The sequence below is a fragment of the Exiguobacterium aestuarii genome (assembly GCF_020171655.1).
Classification (GTDB): domain Bacteria; phylum Bacillota; class Bacilli; order Exiguobacteriales; family Exiguobacteriaceae; genus Exiguobacterium; species Exiguobacterium aestuarii_A.
The window spans coordinates 1,074,268-1,093,017 of sequence record NZ_JAIVAC010000001.1 but is presented as its reverse complement, the minus strand read 5'-3'; the positions used below and the strand labels follow the sequence as shown (position 1 = coordinate 1,093,017).

The window sequence follows — 18,750 nt, the reverse complement described above, 5'->3', positions numbered from 1 at the left end:
TCAATGGAAAGGAATTTTCCTTGACAGTATGGAGCATATTCAGTATATTATTACTGTATAACAACATGGCGGTGTAGCTCAGCTGGCTAGAGCGTACGGTTCATACCCGTGAGGTCGTGGGTTCGACTCCCTCCGCCGCTACTTATAAGGACCCTTAGCTCAGCTGGTTAGAGCAGACGGCTCATAACCGTCCGGTCGTAGGTTCAAGTCCTACAGGGTCCATTTGAAACAACTTTCATTTTGTGAAAGTTGTTTTTTTGTTTTCAATCTAAAATTCATGGGTAAATACTCGTTAGCATTTTGTTTTTTGAAAAATATGAAACGAGGCGGACAAAATGGAACGAAATCACACCATGATGCAGTTTTTTGAATGGCATGTCGAAGCGGATCAAAAACATTGGAAGCGGTTAAAAGAGAGAGCGGAAGATTTAAATAAAGCTGGGATCACTGCGCTTTGGTTACCGCCTGTTACGAAAGGGCAAAGCGATCAAGATACCGGATATGGAATCTATGACTTATATGACTTAGGTGAGTTCGATCAAAAAGGATCGATTGCCACGAAATACGGAACAAAAAAAGAGCTTCTTGAAGCGACAACCTATTGTCAGCAAGAACTCGGGATGCAAATTTATATGGATGTCGTCATGAACCATAAAGCAGGAGCAGATGCGACCGAGAAGTTCGAAGTGCTCGAAGTGGATCCGAACGATCGTACGAAAGTGCTGTCTGACGAGCCTTTTGAAATCGAAGGATGGACAAAGTTTGATTATGAAGCTCGTGATGGGAAGTATTCTACATTTAAATGGGACTTCACACATTTTAACGGGACGGATTATGATGCAGCGACAGACCGTTCTGGCATTTTCTTTATAGTTGGAGAGAATAAAAGATGGAACGACAATGTCGATGACGAATTCGGTGTCTATGACTATTTGATGTTCGCAAACATCGATTATCATCATCCTGAAGTTCGGGAAGAAGTATTGAGCTGGGGTAAATGGTTCATTGAGGAAACGAAATGTGACGGATTCCGATTGGATGCAATCAAACATATCAACTATGACTTCGTAAAAGAGTTCAGTCAAACGATGCGTGAAGAAAAGGGGGATGAATTTTATTTCGTCGGAGAGTTCTGGAAGTCAGATCTTGACGCATGCCGTGAATTCCTCGATAACATCGATTACCACGTCGATTTATTCGATGTTCCGCTCCACTATAAATTACATCAGGCGTCAGAAGAAGGTGCCGCATTCGATATGCGTACCATTTTTGATGATACGCTCGTCCAGTCACACCCGCTCCATTCAGTGACATTTGTAGACAATCACGATTCGCAACCGGAAGAGGCGCTTGAGTCGTGGGTAAAAGATTGGTTCAAACAAATCGCATACGGTCTCGTCTTGCTTCGTAAAGATGGCTATCCATGTGTCTTCTACGGGGATTACTACGGCATCGATGGTCCCCACCCGACTGATGGGATGAAACTCGCCATTGACACGCTTCTTTATGCTCGTCGGGAAAAGGCTTATGGGGAACAGGATGATTACTTTGATGATGCAAACGTCATCGGCTGGGTACGCAAAGGTGTGGAGGAGATCGAGCGTTCAGGATGTGCCGTTCTCATCTCAAATTCGGACGAGGCTGAAAAGCGAATGTTCGTCGGGGAAGAGCGAGCTGGCGAAACATGGGTCGACTTGACGAATACACGAGAAGATAAAATTGAGATTGATGATGAAGGATTTGGGGTATTTAAAGTGGCGGCGGGATCTATTTCAGTCTGGGCGTTACCAGAAGAAGATGTAGAGTGAAGCATTACAATTGAGTCGACCGTCACAAATCTGTTACATTTATAACGAACGTTGTTCAAAACACTTTTAAGGGGGATTTTAGTAATGGCTAAATTTGAATTACCACAACTTGATTACGCATATGATGCACTCGAACCACACATTGACGCACGCACGATGGAAATCCACCACACGAAACACCACAACACTTACGTCACAAACGTAAACAATGCACTCGAAGGAAAAGACGTGGAGTACTCTTCACTCGAAGACTTGCTTCAAAAAATCGATTCACTTCCTGCTGACATTCAAACTGCTGTCCGTAACAATGGTGGTGGCCATTGGAACCACTCGTTCTTCTGGAAACTCTTGAAGAAAAACGAGAACGGGACACCTTCTGGCGATCTCGCTGCTGCAATCGACGAGTCGTTCGGTAGCTTTGATGCATTCAAAGACGAGTTTACAAAAGCTGCAACTACTCGTTTCGGTTCAGGATGGGCATGGCTCGTCGTGAAGAACGGCAAACTCGAAGTGACGTCTACACCAAACCAAGATTCACCGATCATGGAAGGCGTTACGCCAATCCTCGGACTTGACGTTTGGGAGCACGCTTACTACTTGAACTACCAAAACCGTCGTCCTGACTACATCAATGCATTCTTCCACGTCATCGACTGGGATTATGTTGCGAAATTGTACGCTGACGCAAAATAAGGCGTTTGTCCCGAGATTCTTCATAGAGTCTCGGGTTTTTTTGTGTCTTTCATTAATTTGTAAACAAATTATGATATAGTGAAAAACGGACAAAATAGTAGATGACCGTGTACGCTATACTATAGAAGGAATCGATTGTGGAAGGAGATAACGGACTTGGCAAAAAATCGTGTGAAAGTGCCGAAGAAACGGCGAAACCACTTACCGTTACGTTTAAATTTGTTATTTTTCATCGTCTTCGTTTTATTTGCAACGCTAATCTTTCGATTAGGCGTCGTTCAAATCGTGAATGGGGAATTGATTGCACGTGAAGTACAAAAAACTGAGTCAAGTAAGATTAAATACGAGGTACCACGAGGGAAGATTTATGACCGTAACGGTCAAGTGCTCGCGGATACGATTTCAAACTACTCGATCATGTACCGTCGTTCGCAAGTGACGAAAGCGGATGAACGTTTAGATGTCGCCAAAAAGTTGTCGGAAATCGTTGATATTCCGAAAGAAGATCGCAAAATGACGGAACGTGACCGTAAGGATTACTGGATTGCAACGAATCCAGAACTCGCACAAGAACGTACACAAGCATTGATGGAGGAGTTACCGGAAGATGAGCGGGCTGCCTTGTCCAACCAAGATGTGGACCGGCTCTTACTCGACTCCATTACAGAAGAAGAGATTACGTTCGATGATGCGACAGAAGAAATCATCGCGATCAAACATAATATGGAGAGCGGCTATGCGCTCGACCCACAAGTCATCAAAATCGGTGCAAGTCCGAAAGAGATGGCAGTCATTGAAGAAAATTTAGAAATGTTGCCAGGCGTGAGCGTCGAGCCATACTATCAACGGGACTATCCGTTCGATGAGACGTTCAAGAGTTTCTTAGGAAGCTATCGTCAAATCCCGGCAGAACAACGAGCTTCTTATCAGGCAAAAGGATATGGTCTGAACGATCGTGTCGGAACGTCCTACTTAGAGCAACAATATGAAGACGTCCTTCGCGGGACGCCAGCATACGATGTGTTCACGACGTATAAAGGTGAACCGGTTGGGGAACCGACTCGCGTGAGCGGGAACCCGGGGAAAGATATTGTATTGTCGACTGATATTGAATTCCAAAAAGAAGTCGACGAGATTTTGAAAAAAGCGATTCGTGCAGGACGTTCGGGAAGTCCTCATTTCGACCGAGCGTTTGCTGTTGTCATGAACCCGCAGACGGGTGAACTCCTCGCCTTGTCAGGTCAGGAGCTTGATTTAGAGACAAACGAATTCAAAGATGTCTCGACAGGTACCGTGCTCCGTGCCAGCCAAATCGGGTCAACCATCAAAGGGGCGACGGTCGCTTATGGATTCGAAGAAGGTGTCGTCGAGCCAGGAGAATATATTTATGACGCGCCAATTAAAATCGGATCGTCGACCAAAGCCTCTTACCGTAACATGGGGAACATTAACGATTTAGATGCACTCGCGATGTCGTCAAACATCTATATGTTCCAGATTGCGTTACGTTTGGCTGACTATTATTCGACTGGACAAATTGTCGGGGAAAACGTCACACAAGCGTTTGAAACGATGGAACATTACTATAAACAGTTCGGTCTCGGAATCGAGACGGGAATAGATTTACCGTTTGAGTCGATTGGATTCCGTAGCGTTCCCGACCGTGTCACGCTCCTCATGGATATGTCGATCGGACAGTATATCTCGTACACGCCGATCCAATTGGCTCAATATACTTCCACGTTAGCGAATGGCGGTTATCGCATTCAGCCGCATTTATTAAAAGAAATCATTGAGCCAGGTTCGCTCGATGAAAACAAGAAACAAGTCGTCAGCACGTTCCAACCGAACGCATTGAATAAAGTCGATATTCAAGACGAATATATCGAGCGGGTTCGCGAAGGATATCGCCAAGGGGTTGAATCTGCATCGGGTTCATCTCGGATTTTGCAACAGACAGGAATGACGGCGGCCGGTAAGACCGGAACGGCACAGGCTATTGCTGAAGGTGCAGATGGTCAGGCGAAACGGAACGCGAAAGGGGAACCAATCAAGACGCTTAATTCGAACCACGTCGGTTGGGCGCCATTCGACGATCCTGAAATCGCATGGGCCATCATCATGCCTGGACTTGAGGCAGAAGGAATCAATACACGTGTCGCGCACGATATTATGAAAGCTTACTTTAACTTAGAAGATGTGAATGCAATGCTTCAATGAAAGGAGTCACTTCGGTGACTTCTTTTTTGTCTTTACAATTCTTTTACGTTCCGTTTATTTCTCGTTAATAGAAGTTCATTAGGATATTAATTGTAGGACAGAACAACAGATCCACAACAAAAATCAAAGCAAACTCAAGGAGGACGTCACAAATGTCTTGGATGAAAAAATCAGCTTTACTCGCTTCAATCACTTCGGTCGCACTCGTAGGTGCAGCCTGTGGGAACAATGAAGAAGGAAGTGGCGCTGCTGAAGGCGATGCGCTATCAGGAAAAGTCGTCATGGACGGATCATCAACTGTATTCCCAATCATGGAAGCAGTCGCAGAAGAATATTCAGCTGAACAACCAGAAGTTGAAGTGACGGTCGGTGTCTCTGGTACGGGTGGTGGCTTCAAACGCTTCGTGACGGGAGAGACAGACTTCTCGAACGCATCACGTGAAATCAAAGAAGAAGAAGCAGCTGAAGCGGAGAAAAATGGTGTGGAATTTACACAACTCTCAGTCGCACTTGATGGTCTTTCACTCGTTGTGAACCCGGCGAACGATTGGGCACAAGATATCACAATTGAAGAATTGAATAAAATGTGGACAGATACGAGCGTGAAAACGTGGAAAGACGTTCGCTCGGACTGGCCAGATGAAGAAATCTCATTCTTCGCACCAGGTAAAGATTCAGGAACATATGATTTCTTCGACGAGAAAGTTCTTGATGAGACAGATATTCGTCAAGACGCGCAATTGTCTGAAGATGACAACGTACTCGTAACAGGTGTAGCAGGTACGGAAGGTGCAATTGGATTCTTCGGATTTGCTTACTACCTCGAGAACCAAGACACACTTCGTGCCTTGAATGTTGAAGGAGTAGAGCCGACACATGACACAATCAACGATTTGTCTTACCCGCTCTCACGTGAAATTTACACGTATGTCAACAACGCTTCGTTGAAAGACAAAGAGCAAGTAGCTGACTTCGCACGCTTCATGAACGAAAATGCAGCTGACCTTTCTGAAGAGGTTGGTTACGTAAAAATGGAGCAAGCGCGTTACGACGAAAACATGAAGATGATCGATGAGATCGCTGGAGAATAAAGTGATACGTGGCAGAAGGTGAGGGTAACTCTCACCTTCTCGCCATGCTTTCTAGTATGAAGAGGTAGGGAGCGATACACGAGATGAATGAACCAAACAAAGAGCTCTCGATTCGAGAGATGATTCAACAAAATAAACAAAAGAAATATAGTACGACGAACGTGTTTGATAAAATCATGCCGTTCTTATTATTCTTGAGCGCATTCGTATCGGTCGTCACGACAATCGGTATTGCGTTCACACTTGGCTTTGAGCTATTTAAGTTCTTTGAACGAGTGCCTGTCGCTGAATTTTTAGGAACGACAGAATGGTACCCGCTTAGTGCAGATCAGCGCTTCGGGGTATGGGCACTTGTGATGGGAACACTCCAAATTACTGTAATTGCGATGATCGTTGCCGTACCGCTTGGACTGGCTTCTGCGATTTATTTGAGTGAGTACGCTTCGGAGCGAGCGCGTCGAGTATTAAAGCCGATCTTAGAAGTGTTGGCAGGTGTACCGACCATCGTATTCGGTTTCTTCGCGTTGTCATTCATCACACCGATTTTGCAAGCGTTGATTCCAGGACTTCAAATTTACAATGCGCTTAGTCCTGGTATTGTCGTCGGGATCATGATTATTCCGATGATCGCTTCGATTTCTGAGGATGCGATGAGTGCGGTGCCGAAGAAAATTCGAGATGGTGCGCTCGGTCTAGGTGCAACACGCCTTGAAGTGGCGACAAAGGTCGTCATGCCAGCAGCGACATCTGGAATCATTGCCTCAATCGTTCTCGGAATGAGCCGTGCGATTGGAGAGACGATGATTGTAACGATTGCGGGTGGGTCGCAACCGAACTTCGAGTTCAATCCGCTCAATGCGATTCAGACGATGACAGCATATATCGTTCAAATCGCAAAAGGTGACGCAGGTTACGGAACAATCGAATATTACAGTATCTATGCGGTCGGTGCGTTATTGTTCGTCTTCACTCTGTTGATGAACTTGCTCGCAAACTGGGTGACGCGCCGCTTCAGAGAGGAGTACTAATATGGCTTTACCGAACAGTGAGTTCAAGAATACGAAGAACCTGATGGATCGTGAGACGGTGTCTGAACGAATCAAACGCCGCTTACAACTGAATGAAATTTTCAAATACGTCTTTTTGGCAGGACTTGTCTTTGCATTAGTCGTCTTATCGACTTTGATTTATGACATCGTCTCAAAAGGGGCGGGCTGGGTCGACCTTGATTTCTTACGTAACTTCCCGTCACGTCGCCCTGAAGATGCTGGTCTATATCCTGCATTGATCGGATCATTTTGGTTAATGTTATTGATCGTACCAATGGTGTTCGTCATTGGTGTCGGTGCAGCAATCTACCTAGAAGAGTACGCACCGAAGAATCGAATGACTTCATTTATCGAAGTCAATATTTCGAACTTGGCTGGTGTGCCTTCGATCGTATTCGGATTGCTCGGATTAACGATATTCGTTCGTGTGATGGAATTAGGCAACTCGGTTATGGCAGGTGCGTTGACGCTTGGACTCATGAGTTTACCGATTGTCATCGTAGCCTCACAAGAAGCATTACGGGCAGTCAAAATGGAGTTACGACACGCTTCTTTAGCGCTAGGTGCTTCAAAATGGCAAACAACGTTCAATGTCGTCTTGCCGTCAGCGATTCCTGGGATTATCACAGGAATCATTCTAGCCGTGTCTCGTGCAATCGGTGAAACAGCACCGTTGATCATGGTCGGCGCAGCAACATTTATTTCAACAACACCAAGCAGTATTTTCTCTGACTTTACGGCGCTCCCAATCCAGATCTATAACTGGACGAGCCGACCGCAAGCAGAATTCCAAAACTTGGCCGCGGCAGGAATCATCGTACTCATGACGATGCTCATTGCGATGAACTCTGTAGCGATTTATATCCGAAACAAATATACGAACCGACATTAAGTCGTTCTTGCAGATGAATGAGGAGGAAGCTCGAGATGATGAAACAACAAGAGCTCAATAAAGGAGATCAAAACGTGAACACAACAACGACAGAACCGACAACTACTGAGATGAAAAAAGATAGCGCTTATGTCGTCAACAATTTGAACTTATGGTACGGCGAAGACCAAGCTTTGATTGACGTCAACCTCGATATTAAAAAGAATGAAGTTACGGCCATCATCGGACCATCTGGGTGCGGGAAATCAACATTCATTAAAACGTTGAATCGCATGGTAGAACTCGTACCATCTGTTCGGACGAATGGTGAAATTTTGTATCATGGTCGGAACATCTTCGACCGTGGATATAAAGTAGAAGATTTACGTACATCGGTCGGAATGGTATTCCAACAACCAAACCCGTTCCCGAAATCAGTATATGATAACGTAGCGTACGGTCCTCGTACGCACGGCATCAAAAATAAAAAAGTACTCGATGAGATTGTCGAGCGCTCACTTCGTGGCGCTGCCATTTGGGATGAAGTGAAAGATCGTCTGAACGAAAACGCATACGGACTTTCTGGTGGACAGCAGCAACGTCTCTGTATCGCTCGTACGCTAGCAATCGAACCTGACGTCATCTTGATGGATGAACCGACATCTGCCCTTGACCCGATTTCTACATTGAAAGTGGAAGAACTTGTTCAGGAGTTGAAAGAGCAGTACTCAATCATCATCGTCACGCATAACATGCAACAAGCTGCCCGTGTTTCGGATAAAACGGCCTTCTTCTTAAATGGAGAAGTTGTCGAGTTCGATGTAACAGATAAGATTTTCTCGAATCCATCTGACAAACGGACGGAAGACTATATTTCTGGCCGTTTCGGTTAAGGAGGAGACTAGATTGATGGCACAAAATCGCACATTTTTTGATACGAAATTAACTGAATTAGAAGATAAAGTAGTCCGTTTGGCAAACTTGACGATGCGACAAACGGCGACGGCAATCGAAGTGTTAGAAAAACATGATCTTGAGTTGGCGCAAACGGTAATCGACAACGACAATGAACTAGATGATTTAGAATTAACTATCAACGACGAAGCGATTTTATTGATTGCTAAGCAACAGCCTGTTGCGACTGACTTGCGTCGTCTGATTGTAACGATGAAATCGGCGACGGACTTAGAACGCATTGCGGATTACGCGACGAACATCGCCAAAGCTGTGACGCGAATTGAACATGTTCCTTATTTACATGACATTCAACCACTCAAACAGATGGCTGAACAGTTGATTGACATGCTCGAATTGGCGACGCGTGCGTATCGTAAAGGAGAAGTGAGTCGTGTCCGTGAACTCAATGAAATGGACCGTGTGATTGACGAAATCAATCTAACGGTGATTAAACAATACATCGGTTCCCTTCCGGCAATGACGGTCGGAACGAACGATGTATACGAGTTCTCAAACATCGCTAGATATCTCGAACGGATGGGCGATCACGTGACAAACTTCGGAGAACATTTAATTTTTCTTGAAAAAGGGAAACATTATGATTTGAATCAATAAGATTAGTGGTAAAGAACAACAGTGCTGTTGTTCTTTATTTTTTTGGGCAGGAATTCATAAAGAATGAGCGAATACTAGTCTACATGGATTTTTACATGAAGGGAGCCATACAGAGATGGAAGAGAAAATCGTATCCTTGAAGCAACAAGGACTTACGTTGAAACAGATTGCGGCAGAACTAGACGTCCCGATTGGCAAAGTCCAATACGCATGGCGAAAATGGAGAAATCAGCAACAAGAGGTGGAGGAAGTTGTCCCTGTGAAACAAAAGAGCAATAAGAAAGCTAAAGCTAAAGCGCCAGGATCAACTTCGCGTAAACAAGTCGCCACAGCGAAAGAAACGAGTGATGTGAACGTATCGCCACTTCTTACGAAAGGACCAGAAGGATACTGGCAGTTGCCAGACCGATACAACGTCGACTTTTTACATGCAGTCGTGCAATCACCGAACTCGGTTTATGTGTGCTGGGAAGTGTCTGATTTGGTCAAAGAGACGTTAGAGCTTCAGTTTATGAGACGATGGGAAGAGCTACCGAAAGCATTCCGTATTTTAGACGTGACCTTATTGGATTATGCGAGCGGTCATGCAAATCGTTCATATACGTTCGACCTACCTGAAATGACGAATAGTTGGTTCGTTCGTCCTCTCGATCCGAATACGACATATGTGTTCGAATTCGGGATTCGCACGATGGAGGGAGAATTTTTACCAATCGTGGCATCAGCACCGCTTGATACACCGCGTGCAGAACCAGCCGGCATCGGACGTTTTGCGGAACCGGTGAGACGTTGGCAGTATGGGGAAGTAGATTCTCCTGAGTTATTAGATACATTACCAAAATATGCGGCATATCGTCACGTACGTTAAGGAGGACATTCTTACATGAAACCAGGATACTTTTCACTCGTCCTTCATGCTCATTTACCGTACGTTAGGCATGAAGAGAAGCACCGATTAGAAGAAAGATGGGTATATGAAGCCATCTCAGAAACATATATTCCAATTCTTTGGCAAGTTGACCGCTTGAAGCGGCCATTGCATTGGACAGTCAGTATTTCGCCACCAGTGGTGGAAATGCTCGCAGACCCGCTCATCCAAGACCGATATGTCGAGCACATCGATGAGATGCTCGAATTGATTGCGTTAGAACTCTCAGAGGGAAGAACGGACGAGGAGACGTCGACGTTACATTTCTATGAACAGCGTTATCACGACTTGAAAAATACGTTCCTTCATTGGAATAAAAACTTGAATGAAGCGTTCCGTACATATCGTGAAGCGGGATATATCGACATGGTGACTTGTACGGCGACCCACGGCTTCAACCCACATCTCTTCACGGAGCAGGCGGCACGGGCTGAAATTCGGACAGGTCTCAACTGTTTCGAACGTCACTACGGGTTTCGTCCGACAGGGATTTGGTTGCCAGAGTGTGCATATACACCAGGCGTGGACCGAATTCTTTACGAAGAAGGGATTCGATACACGTTTGTCGATGAACATGCATTGCTCGATGCGGACCCGACTCCCGAAAAAGGCATTGGTGCTCCGGTCTATTCTCCACACGGTGTCGCATTGTTCCCACGAGACCAAATCATCTCGGGTAAAATCTGGAGTTCGATGATTGGATATCCAGGTCACCCTGACTATCGAGAGTTTTATCGAGATTTGGCCTACGACCGAGATTGGGACTATATTCAATCGTTCATGCATCCGGAAGGCATTCGATTCGACACAGGATTAAAAATGCACCGCATCACAGGTGACACCGATCAAAAAGACTTTTATGTACGTGAGTGGGCTGAACATCAAATCGAGAACCATGCGACAGACTTCGCTCAAACGTTAGAAGGGCACCTGGAGGCACATGGCGGACAAACGTTCCCACCCTTCTTGGTCACAGCACCGTTCGATGCGGAATTGTTTGGCCACTGGTGGTTTGAAGGTCCTGAATTTCTTGGGAAAGTCGCAGAGCGACTCGAAGAATTTGGAATCGAAACAATCACGCCAGCAATCTTTCTTGAGCGTCACTTCAAAGATTTACAAACGGTCCATGTTTCCATGAACACATGGGGACGAAAAGGCTACGGTGAAGTTTGGATCAATGAACGAAATGAATGGATGCTCCGTCACCTGCATATGATGGAGATGCAACTCGTCAAAGACGTAGCAGATTATCGTGATCAATCGGATTTGACGAATCGTGCGTTAAAGCAATTGATTCGCCATTATGTGTTGGCTGTATCGAGTGACTGGGCGTTTATCTTAGATGGGCAAACGACAGCACAGTATGCGGCTGAACGCTTCAGGGAGCATACACGACTTTTCGCCGAACTTGAAACGGCGCTTTATCAAGGCACTGTCTCGAACAAGTTGCTCGATGATCATTATGCGGCGTATCCATTCCTTCAAGACGAAGATCTTGATGTCGATTCATTCCTCTCCCCGCACGACTATTACGTGACGACTGAACGAGATGCAGAAGAGTCGGCAATTCTTATGCTGACACCCGAATATCACGGTCATATCGTCGGTGGACTTGGTCATCGTGTTGTCGAGGAAGTGGAGGCGAGAGCAAATGAGGGAGAAACCGTCTATGTGCTGACGCCGTATCACGATGAGTTACCGGAATACGAACGACACGGAAACGTTCATGTGTATCGAGTTCGTCCGACTAGCCCATTTTTAGAGCACGTCATGAATCAGGTTGCCACGCAAAATATTGCGTATGTCAAACTCGTTCATGAACTTTCGAAACGGGTATCATTCAAAGTGATTCATCACTTTGATTGGATGACGATTCCTGCTGCAAGAGAACTTGCGCAATCACTTGCGCTTCCGTTATACTCAACTATGTTGTCCTTTGAAGCGACACGGAACCCGCACGGGCACGGTGGTTTATTCGATGCGATCCATCGTATTGAAAACAGTGTGTTCTCGTCAGCGGAGTACGTTTATGTCGGCGAAGAGCTCTCGATGAACGACCTGAAACAATGGTATAAAGTAAGCGAGAATGTCAACACATGCCTACCTCTTGAATCTTCTCCTTACGGACAGGAGTCAATGAAAAAGAACGTGAAATAACCTTGCTTTTTCATAAGAAACTTGGTAGGATAATTGAGTATGCTTAGACTGTAAAGCAAAAGCACTTGATACAACATCATTAAGATGGGAGTGAAAGAAATGCGCGTTAAAATTACATTAGCTTGCACAGAAACAGGCGATCGCACGTACATCACGAAGAAAAACAAACGTAACAACCCAGAGCGCCTTGAGTTGCGCAAATACAACCCACGTCTCCGTCGTCACACGCTTTACCGCGAAGTGAAGTAATGAGGGACCGGCCGTCACATATGTGGCGGCTTTTTTTGTAAGGAGGAATGCGTTGTGGAAGACAAAGCAGCGTTAAGACGAACGGTTCATCAGTATATTAAACAAATGAATAATCGCCAACGAGTTGACCGAATCATCCATCAGAAGTTGTTCGCAACAGAGATGTGGAAAGAAAGCCAGACGATTGCCGTGACATCGTCACTTCCGCTTGAAATCAATACATCGCCAATCATTCATGAAGCATTTGAAGCAGGAAAAACGGTGTGCGTCCCGAAAGTAACGGAGCAGGGGTTAACGTTTCATATTATTCATTCAGTAGATGACCTTGAGACGGGCGTCATGAATATTTTGGAGCCTACGACCCCGCCGACGATGAAAAGCATCGACCTCTGTCTTGTCCCGGGAAGGGTATTTGACCGGTCTGGATATCGAATCGGTTGGGGTGGAGGATACTATGACCGATTTCTACGTACATATGAAGGGGAGACGGTTTCATTAGCGTACTCCGTTCAATTGGTCGATCAAGTGCCGACTGAACCACATGATCTACCTGTTCAGTGGATTGTGACAGAAAAGGAGATGATTCAATGTTCGCCATATTTGTTGTAACTTGTATCGTCGCCTTTCTCGGGTATCGGTTACGCTCCTTGACGATCTCGGGAGCCTTCTTGACAGTGGTGACGGGGGTATTGATCGGGTTATCGTTTGGTTGGTTCGGCCTCTATTTACTCGGCGTATTCTTCTCGACATCTTCACTTGCATCAAAATATCGATCTCGTGATAAACAAAATGTAGATGACATTGTCGAAAAAACGGGAGCGCGCGACGCCATTCAAGTGTTAGCAAACGGTGGGGTAGGGATTCTCTGTGCCCTCGGTTACTTACTGACAGATGACCTCGTCTATCTTTATATGTACATCGTGTCCATTGCGGCAGCGACGAGTGACACGTGGGGATCTGAATTCGGTGTCCTCGCAAAACGTAAACCGCGCTTCATGTTCACGTTTAGAGAAGTTGAGCCGGGAACGAGCGGTGCCGTTTCAACATTTGGGACGGTCATGTCGATTGTAGGCGCATTCGTGATTGTTTGTTCTTCTCTCCTGTTTGTTGAATTGGATATGGCATTACTGTTGGCGCTTTGGGGAATCGGACTGAGTGGGAGTGTCATCGATACATTGCTCGGGGCGACGGTTCAACGGAAGTTTCGCTGTACAGTTTGTGGAAAGCTGACGGAAAAGAAAGTTCATCATCAAGTTCCTACAACATATGTGTCAGGGTGGCGTGTGCTAGGGAATGATGCAGTCAATTTTTTATCCGTTCTTGGAGCGGCGTCTATTTGTTTTTTGGTATTCGGATGAGGGTAGTACAGAAAATGAAGATGTTTCAAATGAATGTGAATGTTGTCACAATATCGCCAAAGTGAAAACGGTTTCCACTGTAGTTAGGGTTTGTGAATGATGTTACAATCTTGTTGTAACAGAGATAACAAAAACATGAAACAGATTGATCGAAGGGTGGAGAATCAATATGGAAACATTAAATCATGCTAAAGTAACGCGCGTCGCACTTGTAGGGGCAGGGGCAGTTGGAGCGAGCTTTGCGTACCAGTTAACGACAGCAAGCCTTTGTGAAGAACTCGTCATCATTGACATCAACAAGGCAAAAGCAGAAGGGGAAGCGATGGACTTGAACCACGGCGTCTCGTTCGCGTCTTCACCGATGCGTGTATGGGCAGGAGATTACGCAGACTGTGGTGTAGCAGACATCGTCGTCATTACTGCAGGTGCACCGCAACGTCCAGGTGAGACTCGTCTTGACCTCGTCGAAAAAAATGCGAAGATCATGAAATCGATGATTTCAGATATTATGGATTCTGGTTTTGATGGCATTATCATTATCGCCTCAAACCCGGTCGACATTATGACACATTTGGCTTGGAAGTATTCAGGACTACCTAAACATCGCGTCTTCGGCTCAGGAACTGTACTCGACACGTCGCGTTTACGTTACATGCTTGGCGACTATTTCAATGTCGACCCACGTAACTGTCATGCCTATATCATGGGTGAGCACGGTGACACTGAGTTTGCTGCTTGGAGTAATGCTCGTATCTATGGAAAGTCTGTTGAGCAGTTACTTGAAGAGCATGATGAATATAACTGGCAAGACCTTGAAGACATATATGTGAACGTACGTGATGCGGCTTATCACATCATCGAACGTAAAGGTGCGACATACTATGCCATTGGACTCGGATTACTCCGTTTGGTCAAAGCGGTCCTTCGTAATGAGAACACGTTGCTGACAGTCGGTGCTCATCTTGATGGGGAATACGGTTTGCACGATATTCATATCGGGGTACCGGCGATCATCAACCGTCAGGGCGTGCGTGAGGTCGTTGAGATTGAGTTGTCAGAAGAAGAACATCAAAAAATGCAACATTCTGCGAACGTCCTAATGAAAACGATGGAACCTGTCTTGTAATTGCGATATATGAGTACCCGTAGCCGTAAAGGTTGCGGGTTTTTTTGTACGTTTGAGGCAAGCCACGACTTTGTCGTGAGGTACAACGTGATTTACAATAGAATGAGAGAGGAGGGATTTTGTTGGCGACTTGCTTCTGGGAAGACATTTATCAAGCGGTCGAGAACGGTGGACGAATCGAAGGGATATTAGAACCGTCCCGTGCAGTCATCTTGTTTGATACAAAAGCAGGTGATCGCTATGACTTATACGTTCAAACTGAAAAAGCATGGGCGAATCATGTCGGTACTGACATTAACGCAATCTTGAGCGCCTTTCGTCTGTCTCGTATTGGACGAAAGCGTTTGACGATTCACATATATGGTGACCGTCTCGTTGATGAAGAGCGGGTCGACTCCATGACGTTCCCGATTCCAGCGAGAGTGACAGTATCTCGCTCGATTTGTACACCTACGATGGAGGACGACCGTTTTCGACTGCTCGCGGTTGCAATGGATCGAAAGAAGAAAGCGGAGTTAAAGAAACGATTCTCCTTTGGTAAACCGCAAGTAGTTTACGGCTTGATGTTCATCACGTTTTTAGTCATGTGGCTAGCTGAATCAGTCGGTTCGACATTCGACCCGAACACGTTGATCGCATTCGGTGCGAAAGTGAACCCGCTCATCGAAGAAGGGGAATGGTGGCGGTTAATTACGCCAATGTTTCTGCATATCGGATGGTTCCATTTTGCCATCAATATGTTTGCGCTCTGGTCACTTGGTCCGCTTGTTGAACGAATGTACGGCTCCCTCCGCTTTTTCATCATATACGTGGTCGGTGGGATTTTAGCGACGACAGCATCGTACGCGTTCAGTGAATCCATTTCAGCGGGGGCATCAGGAGCCTTATTTGGTTTGGTCGGTGCCTTACTCTATTTTGGACTGCGGGATCGTTCGCTCTTTATGAAGACACTCGGACCTCCGCTCTTTATTATGTTAGGATTAAATGTAGGACTCGCGTTCGTATTGGGTGCGAACTTGGATCATTTTGCACACGCGGGTGGTTTACTAGGTGGATTCGTCGTCTCTGGTGTCGTCGGATTGCCTGATGAGGAAAATCGAACACAACGCATCTTATTTTCTGTGCTCACGGCCATGTTGTTTGGTCTACTATACGGGTATGGATCTTGGTAAGGGGAGAATATGATGATAGAAACACTGAAAACATTAGTTGAAATCCCGAGTCCGTCTGGTATGACGGAGGAGGCGATCGGATTTGCAGAAAATAAACTCCAAACACTCGGTGTCAAGACGTCTCGTTTACATAAAGGGGCGTTGCTCGCGACGTTCCCAGGACGTTCGGACGAGGCGCGTCTTTTGACGGCGCACGTCGATACCCTTGGGGCGATGGTCAAGGACATCTTGCCGAGCGGACGCATACGTCTCACGCAAGTGGGTGGATACGCTTGGACGGCGATCGAAGGAGAAAACTGTCTCATTCATCGCGAGGAGGGGGAGGCGATCGAAGGAACCATCCTCGTCCATCAGTCGAGCGTTCATGTGTATAAAGACACGAACTCTGCAGAACGCTCTGCTTCAAACATTGAAGTTCGATTGGATGAGAAAGTCCATTCTCGTGAAGATGTGACGGCACTTGGAATTGAAATCGGTGACTTTGTGTCATTTGATCCACGATTCAAGGTGACGTCTTCCGGATACATCAAATCTCGTCATTTGGACGACAAGGCTTCTGTGGCCATCTTGTTAGACCTAGCTAAAGATTTGGTTAATGATGATTTGCCACATACGGTCCACTTCTTAATCTCGAATTATGAAGAAGTCGGATTCGGGGGGAATGCCGGTATTCCTGAAAATGTTGTGGAATACATTGCCGTCGATATGGGGGCGCTCGGAGATGGCCAACATTCAGATGAATATACGGTTTCGATTTGTGCCAAAGATTCATCTGGACCATATGATATTAGCTTGCGCCGTAAGTTTACTTCATTATGTAAGGCGCATGACATCGCTTATAAAGTGGATATCTATCCTTATTATGGCTCGGATGCGTCGGCTGCGATCCGTGCAGGCTACGATGTGAAGCACGCTTTGATTGGTCCAGGAATTGAGTCAAGTCATAGTTATGAACGGACACATGTGACGTCTATGGAAGCGACAAGAGAATTGTTAAATCGTTATGTCTTGTCAACGATGGAGGAAGAAGCATGAAAAACTTTTATGATGTCCAACAGTTTTTAAAATCGTTCGGAACCATTATTTACATCGGGGAGCGGGATGCTGAAATCTCACTGATGATGATGGAACTCGACGAGTTGTATGAAGGGGGCATCATCGAGCAGCGTGTATACGATACGGCGAAAATCATTTTGACCCACGAATTGAAAAATTCAAGAGATTGACAGAAATCCCCTTAGTGCAAAGGGTTGCACTAAGGGGATAATAGTGTACACTATTGAATGAAAGCGATTTAGTTGAGATGAGGAGTGAACGGTATGAAATGGTTATTAGGGATCGACATCGGTGGTACAACGGTGAAGATGGCTGTTTTAGACATGAATGGCATCATTTCTGATAAGTGGGAAGTTAAAACGGATATTCGAGAAAACGGTGTACATATACCAAAAGACATCGCAGCCTCATTTGAAACGTATTTAGAGACGTCAGGCAAGAAGAAAGAAGACTTCGCAGGTGCAGGTATCGGAGCCCCTGGATTCATCAATTTCTCTGAAGGTGTTGTCGAGTATTCACCGAACATCGGATGGAAAGACTTCGCTCTTGTGAGTGAGTTCGAAAAAGCGGTCGGACTCCCCGCGGTCCTCGAAAACGATGCGAATGCCGCTGCCCTCGGGGAAATGTGGAAGGGTGCAGGTGAAGGTGCATCCGAATTACTTGCCATCACGCTCGGTACAGGCGTCGGTGGTGGCGTCATCACGAACGGAAACATCGTTCATGGTACGGCTGGTATGGCAGGAGAAATCGGTCATATCACCGTCGAACGAGATGAGGCGAAAGCTGTAAAATGTGGCTGTGGCCGATTAGGGTGTATCGAAACGATTGCCTCTGCGACAGGTATTTCACGTTTAGCGTTGCAAAAACGGAAAAATCAAGATACTTCGTTGAACGAATTGAAAGAAGTGACGGCACGTGACGTATTCGAAGCTTATAAAGCTGGGGATACAATCGCGACAGAAGTGATTGACGAGATGACAGAATATCTCGGATTGACAATCTCGAATATCGCCAACACACTCAACCCGAAAATGATCGTCATCGGTGGCGGCGTCTCAAAAGCAGGGACAGCATTGCTTGAACCGCTCGATGCTCAGTTCAAGCGTTTCGCACTCGAACGTGTCTATGAGTCGACGACGTTTAAAATCGCTGAACTTGAAAATGATGCCGGAGTCATCGGTTGTGGCTGGTTAGCACGCAAACACTTCCTTCCGACACGTGTATAAAACTGACACGTCTGCACATTGCAGGCGTGTTTTCTTATGGGAAAGGGTATGGGATATTGTAAAATTTGTAACGTCACAGTTGATTTTTTATTAAAAAAGGGGTAAGATTTGGACTTGATACTGGACGTGTACTATTCAAATCGAATTGTACAATGTATGAACAAATATAAAAAT

Annotated in this window: 18 protein-coding genes and 2 tRNA genes; all 20 read left to right on the top strand. The window is 45.7% G+C overall.

Annotation, left to right across the window (positions count from 1 at the left end):
- The first annotated feature begins 67 nt into the window (after positions 1-67).
- The 20 genes from LCM29_RS05835 (at position 68) to LCM29_RS05740 (ending at position 18,576) form a co-directional block, all read left to right on the top strand.
- Positions 68-141, top strand: a tRNA-Met gene (locus LCM29_RS05835).
- Between the two features lie 7 nt (positions 142-148).
- Positions 149-222: transfer RNA gene (locus LCM29_RS05830), tRNA-Ile, on the top strand.
- A gap of 113 nt (positions 223-335) precedes the next feature.
- The gene (locus LCM29_RS05825) at positions 336-1,808 is read left to right on the top strand and encodes an alpha-amylase (RefSeq protein ID WP_224861456.1); all 1,473 of its coding nucleotides are present in this window, start codon (positions 336-338) and stop codon (positions 1,806-1,808) included.
- A gap of 84 nt (positions 1,809-1,892) precedes the next feature.
- Positions 1,893-2,501, top strand: a complete 609-nt coding sequence (locus LCM29_RS05820; RefSeq protein ID WP_074033338.1) for a superoxide dismutase — start codon at positions 1,893-1,895, stop codon at positions 2,499-2,501.
- Positions 2,502-2,657: 156 nt separating this feature from the next.
- Positions 2,658-4,721 (top strand): peptidoglycan D,D-transpeptidase FtsI family protein, encoded by a 2,064-nt coding sequence (locus tag LCM29_RS05815; RefSeq protein WP_224861454.1) that lies wholly within the window; start codon positions 2,658-2,660, stop codon positions 4,719-4,721.
- Positions 4,722-4,873: 152 nt separating this feature from the next.
- Positions 4,874-5,812, top strand: coding sequence for a PstS family phosphate ABC transporter substrate-binding protein (locus LCM29_RS05810; protein ID WP_214747954.1), 939 nt, complete (start codon positions 4,874-4,876; stop codon positions 5,810-5,812).
- A gap of 83 nt (positions 5,813-5,895) precedes the next feature.
- Entirely contained in the window at positions 5,896-6,840 is a 945-nt protein-coding gene (gene pstC, locus LCM29_RS05805; RefSeq protein WP_214747955.1) for a phosphate ABC transporter permease subunit PstC, read from the top strand.
- 1 nt (position 6,841) lies between these two features.
- The gene (gene pstA, locus LCM29_RS05800; RefSeq protein WP_214693039.1) at positions 6,842-7,753 is read left to right on the top strand and encodes a phosphate ABC transporter permease PstA; all 912 of its coding nucleotides are present in this window, start codon (positions 6,842-6,844) and stop codon (positions 7,751-7,753) included.
- 110 nt (positions 7,754-7,863) lie between these two features.
- The gene (pstB, locus tag LCM29_RS05795) at positions 7,864-8,625 is read left to right on the top strand and encodes a phosphate ABC transporter ATP-binding protein PstB (RefSeq protein ID WP_224862754.1); all 762 of its coding nucleotides are present in this window, start codon (positions 7,864-7,866) and stop codon (positions 8,623-8,625) included.
- Between the two features lie 16 nt (positions 8,626-8,641).
- Positions 8,642-9,304, top strand: coding sequence for a phosphate signaling complex protein PhoU (gene phoU, locus LCM29_RS05790; protein WP_214693037.1), 663 nt, complete (start codon positions 8,642-8,644; stop codon positions 9,302-9,304).
- A gap of 115 nt (positions 9,305-9,419) precedes the next feature.
- On the top strand, positions 9,420-10,172 hold the full coding sequence (locus LCM29_RS05785; protein ID WP_224861452.1) for a DUF4912 domain-containing protein: 753 nt from the start codon (positions 9,420-9,422) through the stop codon (positions 10,170-10,172).
- Between the two features lie 15 nt (positions 10,173-10,187).
- Positions 10,188-12,389, top strand: a complete 2,202-nt coding sequence (locus tag LCM29_RS05780) for a 1,4-alpha-glucan branching protein domain-containing protein (protein WP_214782350.1) — start codon at positions 10,188-10,190, stop codon at positions 12,387-12,389.
- Between the two features lie 84 nt (positions 12,390-12,473).
- Positions 12,474-12,638, top strand: a complete 165-nt coding sequence (rpmG, locus tag LCM29_RS05775; RefSeq protein WP_255313299.1) for a 50S ribosomal protein L33 — start codon at positions 12,474-12,476, stop codon at positions 12,636-12,638.
- Between the two features lie 54 nt (positions 12,639-12,692).
- Positions 12,693-13,247 carry a 5-formyltetrahydrofolate cyclo-ligase gene (locus LCM29_RS05770; protein ID WP_224861450.1) on the top strand — a complete coding sequence of 185 codons (555 nt, stop codon included), beginning with the start codon at positions 12,693-12,695 and terminating at the stop codon, positions 13,245-13,247.
- Complete coding sequence (locus tag LCM29_RS05765; protein ID WP_224861448.1) at positions 13,226-13,996, top strand: DUF92 domain-containing protein; 771 nt, start codon at positions 13,226-13,228, stop codon at positions 13,994-13,996. The genes LCM29_RS05770 and LCM29_RS05765 overlap by 22 nt, the downstream gene beginning before the upstream one ends.
- 169 nt (positions 13,997-14,165) lie before the next feature.
- A complete protein-coding gene (locus tag LCM29_RS05760) occupies positions 14,166-15,122 on the top strand; it encodes an L-lactate dehydrogenase (RefSeq protein ID WP_074033328.1) in 957 nt (318 codons plus the stop codon).
- Between the two features lie 122 nt (positions 15,123-15,244).
- A complete protein-coding gene (locus LCM29_RS05755; protein ID WP_224861446.1) occupies positions 15,245-16,294 on the top strand; it encodes a rhomboid family intramembrane serine protease in 1,050 nt (349 codons plus the stop codon).
- A gap of 12 nt (positions 16,295-16,306) precedes the next feature.
- Entirely contained in the window at positions 16,307-17,329 is a 1,023-nt protein-coding gene (locus LCM29_RS05750; protein WP_214782362.1) for a M42 family metallopeptidase, read from the top strand.
- A complete protein-coding gene (locus LCM29_RS05745) occupies positions 17,326-17,520 on the top strand; it encodes a YqgQ family protein (RefSeq protein WP_214782365.1) in 195 nt (64 codons plus the stop codon). The genes LCM29_RS05750 and LCM29_RS05745 overlap by 4 nt, the downstream gene beginning before the upstream one ends.
- Before the next feature lie 93 nt (positions 17,521-17,613).
- The gene (locus tag LCM29_RS05740) at positions 17,614-18,576 is read left to right on the top strand and encodes an ROK family glucokinase (protein WP_214782368.1); all 963 of its coding nucleotides are present in this window, start codon (positions 17,614-17,616) and stop codon (positions 18,574-18,576) included.
- The last annotated feature ends 174 nt before the right edge of the window (positions 18,577-18,750 follow it).

Excerpts from the sequence above, each read along its gene's own strand:
- LCM29_RS05745 (WP_214782365.1), top strand. The coding sequence starts at position 17,326 with ATGAAAAACTTTTATGATGTCCAACAGTTTTTAAAATCGTTCGGAACC.
- LCM29_RS05750 (WP_214782362.1), top strand. The coding sequence starts at position 16,307 with ATGATAGAAACACTGAAAACATTAGTTGAAATCCCGAGTCCGTCTGGT.
- LCM29_RS05785 (WP_224861452.1), top strand. The coding sequence starts at position 9,420 with ATGGAAGAGAAAATCGTATCCTTGAAGCAACAAGGACTTACGTTGAAA.
- LCM29_RS05780 (WP_214782350.1), top strand. The coding sequence starts at position 10,188 with ATGAAACCAGGATACTTTTCACTCGTCCTTCATGCTCATTTACCGTAC.
- pstA (WP_214693039.1), top strand. The coding sequence starts at position 6,842 with ATGGCTTTACCGAACAGTGAGTTCAAGAATACGAAGAACCTGATGGAT.
- LCM29_RS05740 (WP_214782368.1), top strand. The coding sequence starts at position 17,614 with ATGAAATGGTTATTAGGGATCGACATCGGTGGTACAACGGTGAAGATG.
- pstC (WP_214747955.1), top strand. The coding sequence starts at position 5,896 with ATGAATGAACCAAACAAAGAGCTCTCGATTCGAGAGATGATTCAACAA.
- LCM29_RS05825 (WP_224861456.1), top strand. The coding sequence starts at position 336 with ATGGAACGAAATCACACCATGATGCAGTTTTTTGAATGGCATGTCGAA.
- phoU (WP_214693037.1), top strand. The coding sequence starts at position 8,642 with ATGGCACAAAATCGCACATTTTTTGATACGAAATTAACTGAATTAGAA.
- LCM29_RS05760 (WP_074033328.1), top strand. The coding sequence starts at position 14,166 with ATGGAAACATTAAATCATGCTAAAGTAACGCGCGTCGCACTTGTAGGG.
- LCM29_RS05820 (WP_074033338.1), top strand. The coding sequence starts at position 1,893 with ATGGCTAAATTTGAATTACCACAACTTGATTACGCATATGATGCACTC.
- LCM29_RS05765 (WP_224861448.1), top strand. The coding sequence starts at position 13,226 with ATGTTCGCCATATTTGTTGTAACTTGTATCGTCGCCTTTCTCGGGTAT.
- pstB (WP_224862754.1), top strand. The coding sequence starts at position 7,864 with ATGAAAAAAGATAGCGCTTATGTCGTCAACAATTTGAACTTATGGTAC.
- rpmG (WP_255313299.1), top strand. The coding sequence starts at position 12,474 with ATGGGAGTGAAAGAAATGCGCGTTAAAATTACATTAGCTTGCACAGAA.
- LCM29_RS05810 (WP_214747954.1), top strand. The coding sequence starts at position 4,874 with ATGTCTTGGATGAAAAAATCAGCTTTACTCGCTTCAATCACTTCGGTC.